Origin of the sequence: Cupriavidus sp. UGS-1 (genome assembly GCF_021213615.1) — a bacterium.
GTDB lineage: Bacteria > Pseudomonadota > Gammaproteobacteria > Burkholderiales > Burkholderiaceae > Cupriavidus.
Map to the genome: position 1 here is coordinate 316952 of NZ_JAJQJF010000001.1, position 14812 is coordinate 331763.

The 14812-nt window shown below is 70.8% G+C and carries 7 protein-coding genes; 3 read left to right on the forward strand and 4 right to left on the reverse strand.

What is annotated here, in order from left to right; genetic code table 11:
• Nucleotides 1-3: 3 nt before the first annotated feature.
• From treS to LRR16_RS01390, 4 genes are all read right to left on the reverse strand, one after another.
• Nucleotides 4-3426, reverse strand: a complete 3423-nt coding sequence (treS, locus tag LRR16_RS01375) for a maltose alpha-D-glucosyltransferase (RefSeq protein ID WP_232204562.1) — start codon at nucleotides 3424-3426, stop codon at nucleotides 4-6.
• Nucleotides 3423-6752 (reverse strand): alpha-1,4-glucan--maltose-1-phosphate maltosyltransferase, encoded by a 3330-nt coding sequence (locus LRR16_RS01380; RefSeq protein ID WP_232204563.1) that lies wholly within the window; start codon nucleotides 6750-6752, stop codon nucleotides 3423-3425. The genes treS and LRR16_RS01380 overlap by 4 nt, the downstream gene beginning before the upstream one ends.
• Before the next feature lie 275 nt (nucleotides 6753-7027).
• On the reverse strand, nucleotides 7028-8251 hold the full coding sequence (locus LRR16_RS01385) for a hypothetical protein (protein ID WP_232204564.1): 1224 nt from the start codon (nucleotides 8249-8251) through the stop codon (nucleotides 7028-7030).
• Between the two features lie 48 nt (nucleotides 8252-8299).
• Nucleotides 8300-8911, reverse strand: coding sequence for a type 1 glutamine amidotransferase domain-containing protein (locus tag LRR16_RS01390; protein WP_006577504.1), 612 nt, complete (start codon nucleotides 8909-8911; stop codon nucleotides 8300-8302).
• Nucleotides 8912-9229: 318 nt separating this feature from the next.
• Between LRR16_RS01390 and LRR16_RS01395 the strand changes: the two genes are divergently transcribed.
• From LRR16_RS01395 to LRR16_RS01405, 3 genes are read left to right on the forward strand one after another with little or no spacing between them, the layout of a single operon-like run.
• A complete protein-coding gene (locus LRR16_RS01395) occupies nucleotides 9230-10396 on the forward strand; it encodes a ligase-associated DNA damage response exonuclease (RefSeq protein WP_232204565.1) in 1167 nt (388 codons plus the stop codon).
• Nucleotides 10393-12108, forward strand: a complete 1716-nt coding sequence (locus LRR16_RS01400; protein ID WP_006580160.1) for an ATP-dependent DNA ligase — start codon at nucleotides 10393-10395, stop codon at nucleotides 12106-12108. Before LRR16_RS01395 ends, LRR16_RS01400 begins: the two co-directional genes overlap by 4 nt.
• Nucleotides 12105-14807, forward strand: a complete 2703-nt coding sequence (locus LRR16_RS01405) for a ligase-associated DNA damage response DEXH box helicase (protein ID WP_232204566.1) — start codon at nucleotides 12105-12107, stop codon at nucleotides 14805-14807. The genes LRR16_RS01400 and LRR16_RS01405 overlap by 4 nt, the downstream gene beginning before the upstream one ends.
• Nucleotides 14808-14812: the final 5 nt, after the last annotated feature.

Sequence of the window (14812 nt, forward strand, 5' to 3'; positions counted from 1 at the left end):
GTCTCAGACGTGAGGGGGCGGGGGCGGCGAGGCCGGCGGCCCCGCAGTGCCGGCGGGCGCGCCGGTCAGCGTACGGATCAGCCGCGCCAGGCCGTGCACCGGCAGGTCGATCCACGTCACCCGATTGTCGGCCTCGTACTTGACCTCGTAGGCGGCGCGCTCGAGCAGGAACAGATCGAGCAGCGGCTGCATCTGGCCGGGGGCGACCCACGGGTGCAGCGCGGTCTCGGCCACCTCGCGGTAGCCGCCGAGGAAGGCGTCGGTGGCGGTCTGCCGGAAGCGCTCGAGCAGCCCCTCGCGCCGCTCGGCCTGCGCCGGCGGCAGCGCCGAATGGGTGCGCTCGCTGCGGTCGGTGCCGACCGTCGCGGCGGCATAGTCGAACGAGCGCAGGATGCCGGCCACGTCGCGCAGCGGCGACGTCTTGCGGCGGCGGTAGGCCAGCGGCAGGCCCGGCTCGCCCTCGAAGTCGATGATGTAGGTGTCGTTCTGCGCGATCAGCACCTGGCCCAGATGCAGGTCGCCGTGAATGCGCGTCTGCAGGCTGCCCGGCGCTGCCGCGGCCAGCGCGGCGACCAGGTCGGGCAGCCGTTCGCGGCTGTCGAGCACCGCCTGCACGTCGGCGCGGTAGCGCTCGCCGATCGCGCCCTGCGGCGGCTGGCCGGCGCCGGCGCCGATCAGCTGCAGCGCGGTGTCCAGCGCGGCCATCGCGTCGTCGGTCCACTCGCGCACCTGCGCCTCGCCCGCCGGCACCGGCGTGAAGGCCTCGTCGTCGCTCGGCCGCGCCAGCACCGCGTGCAACTCGGCCAGGCGCCGGCCCAGCGTCGCCGCCATCGCCGCGAAGCCGTGCATCGCCTCGGTGAACTCGTCGTCGCCGTTCTCGTTCTCCATCGGCAGCGCATCGTCGATCGCGCGGCCGATATAGTCCAGCGTCCAGTTCCAGCCGTCGCCCTGGTTCAGGATGTAGCCCTGCAGCAGCATCAGCGTATGTGGCGTGCCGTCGGCGCCCGTGCGTACCACTTCGCCGAGCAGCGCGGCGGCATTGGCATAGCCCTGCTCGGTCAGGTAGCGCGTCATCTCGGCTTCCGGATGAATGCCGCCGGAGACGCGGCGCACCAGCTTGAGCACCGCCGAGTTGTTGAACGACAGCGAACTGTTGGACTGCTCCGCCGACATCCACTGGACCGGATCGTCCTCCAGCGCCAGCGCCGCCAGGCCCGGTCCGCCGCGGAAGTGGATCTGCCCGCGCGGCGTGGCGATCTCCGTGCCGGCGCGCAGCGCCTTGACCACCTCACGGGCGAAGCGTTCGACGACGAAGCCGTCGGTGGCCAGGCCGACCCGGCTGCCGCGGCGCACGCGGGCCATCGCCAGCCCGTGCGCCAGTTGCGGCACGCTCGCGCCGGGCGCGTCGTGGTCCCACAGCACGCTGACCGGCAGCTGGTAGCACTCGCTGCGCTCTTTCAGCGCGACCTCGACCTCGGACAGATAGATCGCTTCGCCGGGCGCGGCGGCGCCGAACGGCACCGCGTAGGCAATGGTGACGCCCTGGATCTTCTCGCTCTTGGCGCCGAACCAGCGGCGCCGCGCGATGTAGTCCGGCAGCACTTCGTTCGACAGGATGCGACGCGACGCTTCGGTCAGGTCGGCTTGCGCGGTGTTTTGCATGATCAGCGTGATCAGCTCGGGCATCTGCTGCGGCGCGTCGACGTGCCAGGACGGCGGCTGCGCCTCGGTGGACAGCACGAACCAGTAAAAGCCATAGGGCGGCAGCGTCAGCAGATAGGTCAGCTGGCCGATTGCCGGGAACGGGGTCGCGCCGAGCATCTCGACCGGCACCCGGCCTTCGAATTCGGACAGGTCCAGCTCGACCGCCTGCGGCGCGCGCGACAGATTGGCCACGCAAAGAATGTGCTCGCCCTCGTATTCGCGCAGATAGGCCAGGATTTTCCGGTTGCCGGGGAACAGGAAGCGGAAGCTGCCGCGGCCGAACGCGCGGTGCTGGCGCCGCAGCGCCAGCATGCGGCGCATCCAGTTGAGCAGCGAATGGGTGTCGCGCGACTGCGCCTCGACGTTGACCGCCTCGTAGCCGTATAGCGGGCCCTGCAGCGGCGGCAGCACCAGCCTTTCCGGATCGGCATGCGAAAAGCCGCCGTTGCGGTCGGGCGACCACTGCATCGGCGTGCGCACGCCGTCGCGGTCGCCCAGGTGGATGTTGTCGCCCATGCCGATCTCGTCGCCGTAGTAGATCACCGGCGTGCCCGGCATCGAGAACAGCAGGCTGTTCATCAGCTCGATGCGGCGGCGGTCGCGCTCCATCAGCGGCGCCAGCCGCCGGCGGATGCCCAGGTTGATGCGCGCGCGGCGGTCCGACGCATAGACCTCCCACAGGTAGTCGCGCTCGCTGCTCGTCACCATCTCCAGCGTCAGCTCGTCATGGTTGCGCAGGAAGATCGCCCACTGGCAGTTCGGCGGAATCTCCGGGGTCTGGCGGATGATGTCGGTGATCGGGAAGCGGTCCTCCCGCGCGATCGCCATGTACATGCGCGGCATCAGCGGGAAGTGAAAGGCCATGTGGCATTCGTCGCCGTGCGCGGGCCGCTCGCCGGTGGCCGGCGCGCCGCCGAAGTACTGCTGCGCGTCCTCGGGCCACATATTGGCCTCGGCCAGCAGCAGCCTGCCCTGGTAGTGGTCGTCCAGATGCTTGCGGATCTGGCGGATCACCGTATGGGTCTCGGGCAGGTTCTCGTTGCTGGTGCCCTCGCGCTCGACCAGATAGGGCACCGCGTCGAGCCGCAGCCCGTCGATGCCCATATCGAGCCAGAACCGCATCACCGACAGCACGTCGCGCAACACCAGCGGATTGTCGAAGTTCAGGTCCGGCTGGTGCGAATAGAAGCGGTGCCAGAAGTACGCCCCGGCCACGGGGTCCCAACTCCAGTTGGACTTCTCGGTGTCGCAGAAGATGATGCGCGTGCCGCTGTAGGCCTGGTCGGTGTCGGACCAGACGTAGTAATTGCGCGCGGCCGAGCCCGGCTTGGCATGGCGCGCGCGCTGGAACCACGGATGCTGGTCGGAGGTGTGGTTGATCACCAGCTCAGTGATCACGCGCAGCCCGCGCGCATGCGCGGCGGCGATGAAGCGCCGCACTTCGGCCAGCGTGCCGTATTCCGGATGGACGTTGCGGTAGTCCGCGATGTCGTAGCCGTCGTCGCGGCGCGGCGAGGGATAGAAGGGCAGCAGCCAGATCGTGTCGACGCCGAGGCTGACCAGGTAGTCGAGCTTCGCCAGCAGACCGGCGAAGTCGCCGACCCCGTCACCATTGGCGTCGTAGAACGACTTGATGTGCAGCTGATAGATGACCGCGTCCTTGTACCACAGCGGATCGGCGTTCAGCAGCGCGGTGCTGCCGCGCTCGGAGAGGCGCTTCATGCAGACTCCTCGCGTCTTGGCTTGACGTGCCAGAGGGCGAACGGCAGCGCATGCGGATCGAGCCGGATGCGCTGATGCTTGCCTTGCCACTGGAAGCGATGGCCGTGCATCAGATCCTCGGCGGCCAGTGCGCCGTGATCGGGCAGGCCCCATTCCCACAGCGGCAGTTCGATATCGGCCTCGCGCACCGCGCGCGGGTCCAGGTTCACCGCGGCCAGCAGCACGTCGTCGCCGAAGCCGGCGTCCGCATCGTGCGAGGTCGGCACATAGCGCGCGAAGTACAGCACCGCGTCGTCGCTCGCGTGCAGGAAGCGCAGGCCGAGGTGGTTCTGCAGCGCCGGATGGCTGGCGCGGATCTGGTTCAGCCGCGTGATTTCGGCAACGATATTGCCGGGCCGGTTCCAGTCCCAGGCGCGCAGCTGGTACTTCTCCGAATCCAGATACTCCTCCTTGGTCACGCCGTTGACGACCAGCGGCGTGCCTTCGCACAGCTCGAAGCCGTTATACATGCCCCAGAGCCCGGACAGCAGCGTCGCCAGCGCGGCGCGGATCAGGAACCCGGGCCGTCCCGAGTCGTGCAGGAAGTAGGGGTTGATGTCGGGCGTGTTGACGAAGAAGTGCGGCCGGAAATATTCGCGCAGCGGCGAGCGCGTCAGTTCGGTCATGTACTCGATCAGCTCCCGCTTGTGGTTGCGCCAGGTGAAGTAGGTGTACGACTGGCTGAAGCCCAGCTTGGCCAGCCGCGCCATCATCTTCGGCCGCGTGAAGGCCTCGGCCAGGAAGATGGTGTCGGGATGGCGCTCGCGCACGTTGGCGATCATCCATTCCCAGAAGGGCAGCGGCTTGGTGTGCGGGTTGTCGACGCGGAAGATGCGCACGCCCTCGTTGACCCAGAACATCACGACGTCGCGCAGCGCGATCCACAGCGCAGGGGCGGCGCCGCCCTTGGCGTAGAAGTCGACGTTGACGATGTCCTCGTATTTCTTCGGCGGATTTTCCGCATAGCGCAGCGAGCCGTCGGGCCGGTGCGCGAACCATTCGGGATGCTCGCGCAGCCACGGATGGTCGGGCGAACACTGGATCGCGAAGTCGAGTGCCAGCTCGAGCCCCGCCTCGGCGCTGGCCGCGCGCAGCCGGCGGAAGTCCTCGATCGTGCCCAGTTGCGGGTGGATCGCGTCGTGGCCGCCCTCGGGCGAGCCGATCGCGTACGGGCTGCCGGGATCGTCCGGCGCGGCGCGCAGGCTGTTGTTGCGGCCCTTGCGGTTGGCGCGGCCGATCGGATGGATCGGCGGGAAGTACAGCACGTCGAAACCCATCGCGCGGATCGCCGGCAGGCGTTCGATCACGTCGTCGAAGGTGCCGTGGCGCTCGGCGTCGCCGCTCTGCGAACGCGGGAACAGCTCGTACCAGCTGGCGAAGCGCGCCGCCAGCCGGTCGGCCTCGACCGGCATCGCGACCGGATGGCGCGTGGCGAAGTGGCGCGGATCGGCCGCCTGCATCAGCGTGCGGGTATGCGGCGACAGCAGGATCTCCAGCCGGCGCAGGTCGTCGCCGGCGGCCGCCTCCAGTTCCGCGGCGACGTCGCGCAGCGCGCGCGTGGCGTCGCGCTCGCCGCTGCGGCCGTGCCGCAGCGTATTGGCGACCAGGCGCGCGCCTTCCTCGATTTCCAGCGTCACGTCGACCCCGGCCTGCTTCTTCTTGGTGACCTCGTCGCACCAGGTGGCGAATGCATCGTGCCACGCCTCGACGGTGAATTCGTGCCGGCCCAGCGCGGTCAGCGCGAAGCTGCCGACCCAGCGGTCGTTGACGGTCGGCGCCATCGGCGCCTCGTGCCAGCTTTCCTCGCCGGGGCCGCGCCACAGCACGACGGCGGCGAGCTTGTCGTGGCCATCCATCCAGATGTCGGCGCTGACCTCGACGCGCTCGCCGGTCACGCGGCGCACCGCGAAGCGGCCGTTGTCGCAGGCGGGCGCGACGTTCTCGATGGCGATGCGCGGCGCCTGTACGGCGGCGGCAACGCTGCGCTCCAGTGCGGCGCGCACCGACGCGCCGAAGCGCTTGCCTTCGCGCCGGGCCGGCTCGGCGAGCGCCGCCGACGGGGCGGCATGGAACAGCTGCACGCCGGCCGGGGCCAGCGTGATGTTGTCCAGCGCATCGAGCAGCGTGCCCGCCTCCACGCCGCCGCCGGGTCCGCCGTCGGCCGCCAGCAGCGTGCCCGCGCCATGCGGCAGGGCGCTGAGGATGCGATCGGCCCCGAGGCTGGCGGGCTGCTGCGTATCGGGATTGATCACGATGGCCAGCGGCAGCGGCGCGCCGGCGGCGGGCATCGGCAAGCGCGCCAGCGCGATCAGCGCGCCATCGGCGCCGCTCAACTGGCGCACGGCCAGCGCCGGGGCCGGACCGCGCGCGGCGATCCAGGCGTTGGCATGGATCAGTTCGTGCGACAGGTCGTAGCTCAGGCCCTGGTCGGCATCGCCATCGCGGGAGCCCGGCTGGTCGTAGGGCTGGTCACGTTGTGGGTCCTCCTCGCAATCGCCGCCGCATTCGAAGCCGGCCGGCACCAGGATGCCGTCTCCCAGCGCGGCCGCGGTCCATAGCGCGCGGCGCGCCGCCAGCGCGTCGAGGCCGCGGGCCTGGATCGCCGGTGCGGCCAGCACCGCGCCGAAGGGCCGCAGCCGGGCGATTTCCTCGGTCAGCCAGGGGCTGCGGTAGTCCCACCACGGCAGCGAGCAGAAGGCGCCATCGAAGCCGCCGCCGCTCAGATCGGCCAGTTGCGCCGGGCTGGTGCCGGGCGTCCACGCCAGCATCAGCGGCGGGCGCCGTGCGCCCGTGTGGCTGCCGCTCACGCTTGTGTCACCGGCGCCCTTCAACGCGGCGCTCAGCCTGGCCCAGTGCCGTCCCGCCACGCGGGCCGGCGCGCGGCACACATAGCCGGCGATATCGAGCTCGGCCAGTCCCTGCAGCCGCTCGGTCCACCACGACACCAGCGCGGCAGCGACCCCCTCGTCGTGCCAGCGCAGCCGTGTGCCAGGCAGATGGTTGTCGGTATCGCGCGGATCGGGCATCGCGCCGTCGTGCCGCCAGAGCGGATCGATCGGCGCGGCGCCGTCGGGATAGCGGTCCAGCGCGAGCTCCAGCAGGCAGGCCAGCCCTTGCGCCCGGCAGTGGGCCGCGAGCGCGGCCAGCGTGTCGGGCGGGGTATGCAACGCGGAGGCGCCTGTCAGCAGCACATGATCGAAGCCGAGCGCCTTGGCCCGGGCCAGGGCCCCGAGGGCGCCGTCATTGGCCTGGTGGACAAAATTCGGATCGATCTGGCAGATGCGCACGGATTGGCTCGTCGGAGGCGAAGGACAGTCCGGGCACTGATGCGAAGCGCGTGCCAATATACCGGCGCGTCGGACAAGCACCGACGCGCCGGCAGAGCCTCCCCTTGCCGGGCAAGGCGCCGAGCACGATTGCGGCCGGGAAGCCGCTTGCCGATATGACAAGCCCCGAAATGTGGCCTGTAAAAACTACAGTGCCGCGCTGGCAGAAAGTATCCGAAGGAGTATCCGCCGCGTGTAGCCGCGGCAAAGCATTCGAGCCGTCGGCGGGACCGGGTTCAGGCGGCAGGACGTCCGGTGGCCGCACCGCGCCGGCGCCGGCCGCTGCTGGCGGGCCGCCGTGCGGCCGCAACGGGGCGGCTGCGGTCTCCATCGGCGGACATCGCGGCAACCGCGGCGCCATCGACTGCGGCGGGGGCCGGCAGCGCGGCGCGGCCAGACGCCGGCACGGTGCATTCGCAACTGCGGCGGCACACCAGCACGCAGCCATGGCCGGCCTGCCGGCAGTAGTCGCGATGCAGCACCGCGGCAACGATGGCCGGATGGCAGGCCATCAGGCCCGGATAGGACTCCAGCGCCCACGGCCACGACAGGCCATCGTCATGCAGCACCAGCAGCGCCTGCGGCGGCCAGCCGGCCTGCGCCTGCGCCAGCGGCCCGCGCACCATCGCGCCGCCATCGACCAGGGCCTCGCGCTGGCGCAACAACGGTTGCACCGTGAGCGGGCCGGTCACTTCGGTGCCTGCCTGGATCACGCAGGCGCAGAAGCGGCCCGCACCGGCGACGCGCACGTGGCCGGCCTGTGCTTCGATCTGGGCGGCCGCCAGCGCCATGTCGCCGCCCCCGGGAAGCGTGGCGCGCACGCGGTCGATCTGCTGCATCTGGGCGCCGAAGCCCTGCAGCGCGGCGACCCGGCGCGCCGCTTCGGCGCCGCGCCCCAGGCCCAGCACCACCGTCGACAGTCCGCGCGCGGAATGGATGTTCAGACCTCCCGGTGCGAGATCGCCGTCGGCCGGGGCCCACACCACGCCCACCGCCACGGCGGGCAGCGAGACCGGGCCGGGCCGATCGGCGGGGGACAGCGTCATCCGGATGACCGAGCCGGCGGGGCCGTCGTAGCGGTCCAGCGCGGTCACCAGTTCGTACAGCGCGGCAAGCCTGCCCCCCGCGCGGGCGCCGGCGTGCCTGCCGTCCGCACCGCGCGACGAATCAACCGACCCATCGCGCGACCGATCGCCCAACCCATCGCGCGGGCGCGGCCGGTCCACGGCCAGGATCTCGACCTGCGGCGCGGCGGCGCCGGTCACCTCTTCCTGCAGGGGCCGCAGATGCAGCACGCCGCCGCCGGCGTGGTCGAGCATGCCGGTGGCCGCCGCGACGGCCGCGCGGCCGAGCCGTTCGGTGGCGATTTCGCCGAAGCCGCAGCGCACCGCCAGTTCCGTAGCCGCGTCATGCGCGTGGGCGAGGTCGTCGGTCGCGTCGATCGCAAGTCGAGTCTGCATGGCTGCGTGGCGGGGTAAACAGGGGTGAACAGCGATGAACCGGCGTGATCAGATCTGGCCGGCGCGGGCTTCGCTGCCCTGCGCCGCGCGATTGCCCAGTTCGGCAAACAGCGTGACGATCTGCTGGTTGAAGGCGGGGATATCGTCCGGCTTGCGGCTGCTGACCCAGTTGCCGTCGCGCACGACCTCGCGATCGACCCATTCGCCGCCGGCATTGCGGATATCGTCGGCCAGCGACGGCCAGCTGGTCAGCGTGCGGCCCTTGACCAGACCGGCCGACACCAGCAGCCAGGGACCGTGGCAGATCACTGCAATTGGCTTGCCGTCGTCCTGCATTTTCTTGACGAAGCGCTGCGCGGCCTGGTCCATGCGCAGCGCGTCGGCATTCATGGTGCCGCCGGGCAGCACCACGCCGTCGAAGTCGTCGGGATGGGCGTCGGCCAGCGTGGCCTGCACGCCGAAGCGGTCGGCCTTCTTGTCGTGCTGGGCGCCTTGTACCTCGCCATCGTGCGGCGCAACGATGACGGTTTCGGCACCGGCCTGTTGCAAGGCCTGGCGCGGGCCGGTCAGTTCGACCTGTTCGAACAGATCGGTAACCAGGAAGGCGATGCGCTTGCCCGTCAGCGGATGATTGGCGTCGGGGGACGTGTTCCGGTTCATGTTGCGGTCCTCGTTGCACAGGGAAGTCGATCCGTCGATTCATCGAATCGCCGAAATGGAGCGGGACGCGGTCCGACCTTGTAGCTTTTGCGGCCGGCGGTAAAAAAGCGCTCGCCGCCGCGCCGCGGGTCTTGCGGGATGGCGGCGTCCGCGTCCACTTCGGTCCAGAGCGGCAAGAAGCGTGCCCCGAGGCCCGGTGCCGAGCGACGTCGGCCTGAGTCCGATGGGCCCGCAGCGGCCGCTGGCATAACATCGTCTTATCGATGTGCCGGCCGATGGACCCGATCGGCAAGGCCATCGCAGCCGGAGTCCGCATCCATGGACCTTGTCGTAGCGCGGCCCGAGGGCCTGTACTGCCCGCCGGGCGACTTCCATATCGACCCGTGGCGCCCCGTGGCGCGGGCTGTCATCACCCACGCCCATTCCGACCATGCGCGCGCGGGCAGCGGCCACTATCTGTGCGCGGCGCCGGGACGCGGCGTGCTGCTGTCGCGCCTGCCCGATATTCACCTGGACAGCCTCGACTATGGCCAGGCCATCGTGCACAACGGCGTTCGCATCAGCCTGCATCCGGCCGGGCACGTGCTGGGCTCGGCCCAGGTCCGGCTCGAATACCGCGGCGAGGTGTGGGTCGCATCGGGCGACTACAAGCTCGCGCACGACGGCACGTGCGCGCCGTTCGAGCCGGTGCGCTGCGATACCTTCATCACCGAGAGCACCTTCGGCCTGCCGATCTATCGCTGGCAATCGCAGGCCGACCTGATGGCGCAGATCCTGTCGTGGTGGCGCGCCAATGCCGAACAGGGCCGGGCCAGCGTGCTGTACTGCTACGCCTTCGGCAAGGCGCAGCGCATCCTGCATGGCTTGATGACGCAGGCAGGCGAGGCGGGGCTGCCGGGCCCGATCGTCGAGCATGGCGCAATGACGGCGCTGAACCGCGCCTATGCGGCCGCCGGCGTGGCGCTGCCGGCGACGGTGCATGCGTCCGAGCTGCCGGCGCGCAGTCCGCTGCTGCGCCAGGCGCTGGTGATCGCGCCGCCGTCGGCGCAGCGCTCGCCGTGGCTGCGGCGCTTCGGCGATGCCTCGCAGGCCTTCGCCAGCGGCTGGATGCGGATTCGCGGCACGCGCCGGCGGCGCGGCGTCGATCGCGGCTTCGTGATTTCGGACCATGCCGATTGGCCCGGCCTGCATGCGGCGATCGAGGCGACCGGGGCGCAGCGGGTGTTCGTCACCCATGGTTATGTGCATGCGATGGTGCGCTATCTGTGCGAACGCGGTCTGCAGGCGCAGGGTTTCGAGACGCAGTACGGCGACGAGGAGGACCACGATCGGGACGAGCCGGAAGGCGCGGCCGGCGCGAACGGCGGGCCCGGAGCAAACGGCGAGGCGGCGGACGGCGCGATCGACGCAGCGGACGGCAAAGCGGACGGCAATGCGGACGGCAATGCGGACGGTGTATCCGCCGATCCAAGGGGCGTCTCATGAAGGCTTTCGCCGAGCTGTACGCCGCGCTCGATGCAACGACCTCGAACAACGCCAAGCTGGCGGCGCTGCGCGGCTATCTGCAGGCCGCGCCGCCGGCCGACGCCGCCTGGGCGGTCTATTTCCTCGCCGGCGGCAAGCCGCGCCAGCTGGTGCCGGTGGCGATGCTGCGCACGCTCGCCGAGCACGCGGCGCGTTTGCCGACCTGGCTGTTCGAGGAGAGCTACCAGGCCGTCGGCGATCTGGCCGAGACCATCGCCTTGCTGCTGCCCGAGTCCGAACATACCGACGATGCGGGTCTGGCCGAATGGGTCGAGCAGCGGCTGCTGCCGCTGCGCGGCCTGCCGCCCGACGTGCTGCTGCCCAGGCTCGACGCGCTGTGGCGGCCGCTCGACGCGCAGGCGCGGCTGGTGCTGTTCAAGCTGATCACCGGCGCCTTTCGCGTCGGCGTCTCGCGGCTGCTGGTCACGCGCGCGCTGGGCGAGGTGGCCGGTATCGATCCGAAGCGCGTGGCCGAGCGGATGGTCGGCTATACCGATATCTCGGCGCGGCCCGACGCCGAGCACTATCTGGCACTGATCGCGCCCGACGGCAGCGGCGAGCACGGCGGGGACGGAGAGCGCGTAGGCGATGGTGCCAACGTTCCACGCAGCCGCGGCGGCCAGCCCTATCCGTTCTTTCTCGCCCATCCGCTGCAGGCGCCGCTCGAGCAGTTCGACGCCGTGCTGGGCCCGGTCTCGCAATGGCAGGTCGAATGGAAATGGGACGGCATCCGCGCGCAGATCGTGCGGCGCGACGGCCAGACCTGGATCTGGTCGCGCGGCGAGGACCTGATCACCGAGCGCTTCCCCGAGCTGGCAGAAGCCGCCGCACCGTTGCCCGACGGCACGGTGATCGATGGCGAGATCGTGGTCTGGCGCGACGAACGCGTGCAGCCATTCGCCCTGCTGCAGCAGCGCATCGGCCGCAAGAACCTCGGCGCGAAGCTGCTGCGTGACGCGCCGGCGGTGCTGCTGGCCTATGACCTGCTCGAATGGCAGGGCGAGGACTGGCGCCGCCGCGCGCAGGGCGAGCGCCGCGCCGCGTTGGAGCGCGTGCTGGCCGCGCATCCGCATCCGTCGCTGCGGCTCAGTCCGCTGGTGCAGGCGGACGACTGGCCCGGGTATGCGGTGCTGCGCGAATCGTCGCGCGAGCTCGGCGTCGAGGGCTTCATGCTGAAGGCGCTCGATGCCGCCTATGGCTCGGGCCGGACCAAGGATGTCGGCGTCTGGTGGAAATGGAAGATCGATCCGTATGCGGTCGATGCGGTGCTGATCTACGCGCAGCGCGGCCACGGCCGCCGCGCGAGCCTGTACACCGACTTCACCTTCGCGGTATGGAGCGCGCCGCCGGGTACCGAGGGCCGGGTGCTGGTGCCGTTCGCCAAGGCGTATTCGGGCCTGACCGATCAGGAGATGCGGCAGGTCGACGCGATCGTGCGGCGGACCACCATCGAGACCTTCGGGCCGGTGCGCAGCGTCGAGCCGACCCAGGTATTCGAGCTGGGCTTCGAGGGCATCGCCCGCAGCAGCCGGCACAAGAGCGGCATCGCGGTGCGCTTTCCGCGGATGCTGCGCTGGCGTACCGACAAGACGATCGAGGAGGCCGACACGCTGCAGACGCTGCAGGGCATGCTGCCGTCCGCCGAAAGCGGCGACCGAGGGAAAGCGGCATGAGCGCGCGTGGGGCCGACGCATTGGCCTTGCCCGCGGCGCCGCTGGCGCAGGCGCTGCCGCAATGGTTCGCGCGGCGCGGCTGGCAGCCGTTTCCGTTCCAGCAACAGGTGTGGCAGGCCATCGCCGCTGGCCGCAGCGGCCTGGTGCATGCGACCACCGGCACCGGCAAGACCTATGCGGCCTGGCTCGGCGCGCTGCTGCGCCATGGCGAGCCGGTGGCACAGACCGCCACCGCGCCGCCGCTGACCGTGCTGTGGCTGACGCCGATGCGCGCGCTGGCCGCCGATACCGCGCGCGCGCTGCAGGCGCCGCTGGCCGAGCTCGGACTGAACTGGACCGTCGGCCTGCGCACCGGCGATACCGGCAGCAGCGAGCGCGCCGCGCAAGCGCGGCGGCTGCCGACCGCGCTGGTCACCACGCCGGAGAGCCTGTCGCTGCTGCTGACGCGGGCTGATGCGAAGGAAGCGCTGGGCCGCGTGCGGATGGTGGTGGTCGACGAATGGCACGAGCTGATCGGCAACAAGCGCGGCGTGCAGGTACAGCTGGCGCTGGCGCGGCTGCGCCGCTGGTGTCCCGACCTGGTGGTCTGGGGTTTGTCTGCCACGCTGGGCAACCTCGAACACGCCAGCGAGGTGCTGCTGTCCGGCACGCCGGCCGATCGGCGCGAGCTGGTGCGCGGCAAGATTCCCAAGGAGCTGATCGTCGATACGCTGCTGCCCGATGCCGCCGGGCGGTTTCCGTGGGCCGGGCACCTGGGCCTGTCGATGCTGCCGCATGTGGTGCGCGAGATCGACGGCAGCAGCACCACGCTGGTCTTCCTCAATACCCGCTCGCAGGCCGAGCGCTGGTACCTGGCGTTGCTGGAGGCGCGGCCCGACTGGGCCGGACAGCTGGCGCTGCATCACGGCTCGCTGGATCGCGATGTGCGCGAATGGGTCGAGGCCGGCCTGAAGACCGGCGCGCTGAAGGCGGTGGTCTGCACCTCCAGCCTCGATCTGGGCGTCGACTTCCTGCCGGTTGAGCGCGTGCTGCAGGTCGGCTCGCCCAAGGGCGTGGCGCGGCTGCTGCAGCGTGCGGGCCGCTCCGGCCACGCGCCGGGGCGGCCCTCGCGCGTGACGATCGTGCCGACCCACAGCCTTGAACTGGTCGAGGCGGTCGCGGCGCGCCACGCGGTCAGGGCAGGGCGCATCGAGGCGCGCGAGTCGCCGGTCAAGCCGCTCGACGTGCTGGTCCAGCATCTGGTCACGGTGGCGCTGGGCGGCGGCTTCGTTCCCGACGCGCTGCTCGACGAGGTGCGCGGCGCCTATGCCTACCGCACGCTGACCGACGCCGAATGGCAGTGGTGCCTCGACTTCGTGCGGCAGGGCGGCAGCAGCCTGTCCGCCTATCCGGACTACCGGCGTGTGCAGCCCGACGAGGATGGCGTCTGGCGCGTGCCGGACGTCCGCCTTGCCCGCCGCCATCGGATGAGCGTCGGCACCATCGTCAGCGATGCGACGATGCAGGTGCGCTACTGGAGTCGCGCGGGACGCGGCGGCGCCTCGCTTGGCACGGTCGAGGAGGGCTTTATCGCGCGGCTGTCGCCGGGCGACTGCTTCCTGTTCGGCGGCCGGCTGCTCGAGTTGGTGCGCGTGCAGGAGATGACCGCCTATGTCCGGCGCGCCGACAAGGGCCGGCCCGTGGTGCCGCGCTGGAACGGCGGGCGGATGCCGCTGTCGACCGAACTGGCCGACGCGGTCGTCGCCACGCTCGAGGATGCCGCCGCGCAAAGGCTCGATCCCGCGGATACGCCGGAGCTGCCGTTGATCCAGCCGCTGGTCGAACTGCAGCAGCGCTGGTCGGCACTGCCGACGCGCACCACGCTGCTGGCCGAGACGCTGAACTCGCGCGAGGGCTCGCATCTGTTCCTGTATCCCTTTGCCGGGCGCTCCGTGCATCTCGGCCTGGGCAGCCTGCTGGCGTGGCGGCTCGGCTCGCAGTTGCCGACGACGATCTCGGTCGCCGTCAACGACTACGGGCTGGAACTGCTGTCGGCCGCGCCGCTCGACTGGGCGCACTGGCTGCCGCTGGTGCTGGCGCAGGAACGGCAACGCGATCTGGTCGCCGACGTGCTGGCCAGCCTCAATGCCGGTGAGTTGTCGCTGCGGCGCTTTCGCGAGATCGCGCGGGTGTCGGGGCTGGTGTTCCAGGGCTATCCCGGCGCGCACAAGAGCGCGCGGCAGCTGCAGGCCTCGTCGAGCCTGTTCTACGAGGTGTTTCGCAAGCACGATCCCGAAAACCTGCTGCTGGGCCAGGCCGAGCGCGAGGTCCTGAACCAGGAGCTCGATGCCGCGCGCCTGTCGCGGACGCTGGATCGGCTCGCGGAGCTGCGGCTCGATCTGCGCGTGCTGAAACGGCCGACGCCGCTGTCATTCCCGTTGATCGTCGAATTCCTGCGCGAGAAGCTGAGCACCGAGAAGCTGGCCGACCGCATCGCACGGATGCTGGCCGATCTCGAACGGGCGGCGGGGCCGGAGGGCGAGGGCGACGGAGTATTGGTGCCGGCGAACGAGCCGCCGCCCGATCGCGTCGCGGAGATCGCGCGCTTCGGCATGGCCGATCACGCCGGCCGGTCGCCCTCGTCCTCGTCCTCTTCCTCGTCTTCGTCGTCCCGGCGCCGGCGCCCACGCAAGGTGTCGAAGCCGTTGCCGCCGCTATGAGCGTG

What these genes read in the sequence shown, in the direction of transcription:
- treS (WP_232204562.1), bottom strand. Translation starts at nt 3,426, where the DNA reads ATGAAGCGCCTCTCCGAGCGCGGCAGCACCGCGCTGCTGAACGCCGAT.
- LRR16_RS01385 (WP_232204564.1), bottom strand. Translation starts at nt 8,251, where the DNA reads ATGCAGACTCGACTTGCGATCGACGCGACCGACGACCTCGCCCACGCG.
- LRR16_RS01390 (WP_006577504.1), bottom strand. Translation starts at nt 8,911, where the DNA reads ATGAACCGGAACACGTCCCCCGACGCCAATCATCCGCTGACGGGCAAG.
- LRR16_RS01395 (WP_232204565.1), top strand. Translation starts at nt 9,230, where the DNA reads ATGGACCTTGTCGTAGCGCGGCCCGAGGGCCTGTACTGCCCGCCGGGC.
- LRR16_RS01400 (WP_006580160.1), top strand. Translation starts at nt 10,393, where the DNA reads ATGAAGGCTTTCGCCGAGCTGTACGCCGCGCTCGATGCAACGACCTCG.
- LRR16_RS01405 (WP_232204566.1), top strand. Translation starts at nt 12,105, where the DNA reads ATGAGCGCGCGTGGGGCCGACGCATTGGCCTTGCCCGCGGCGCCGCTG.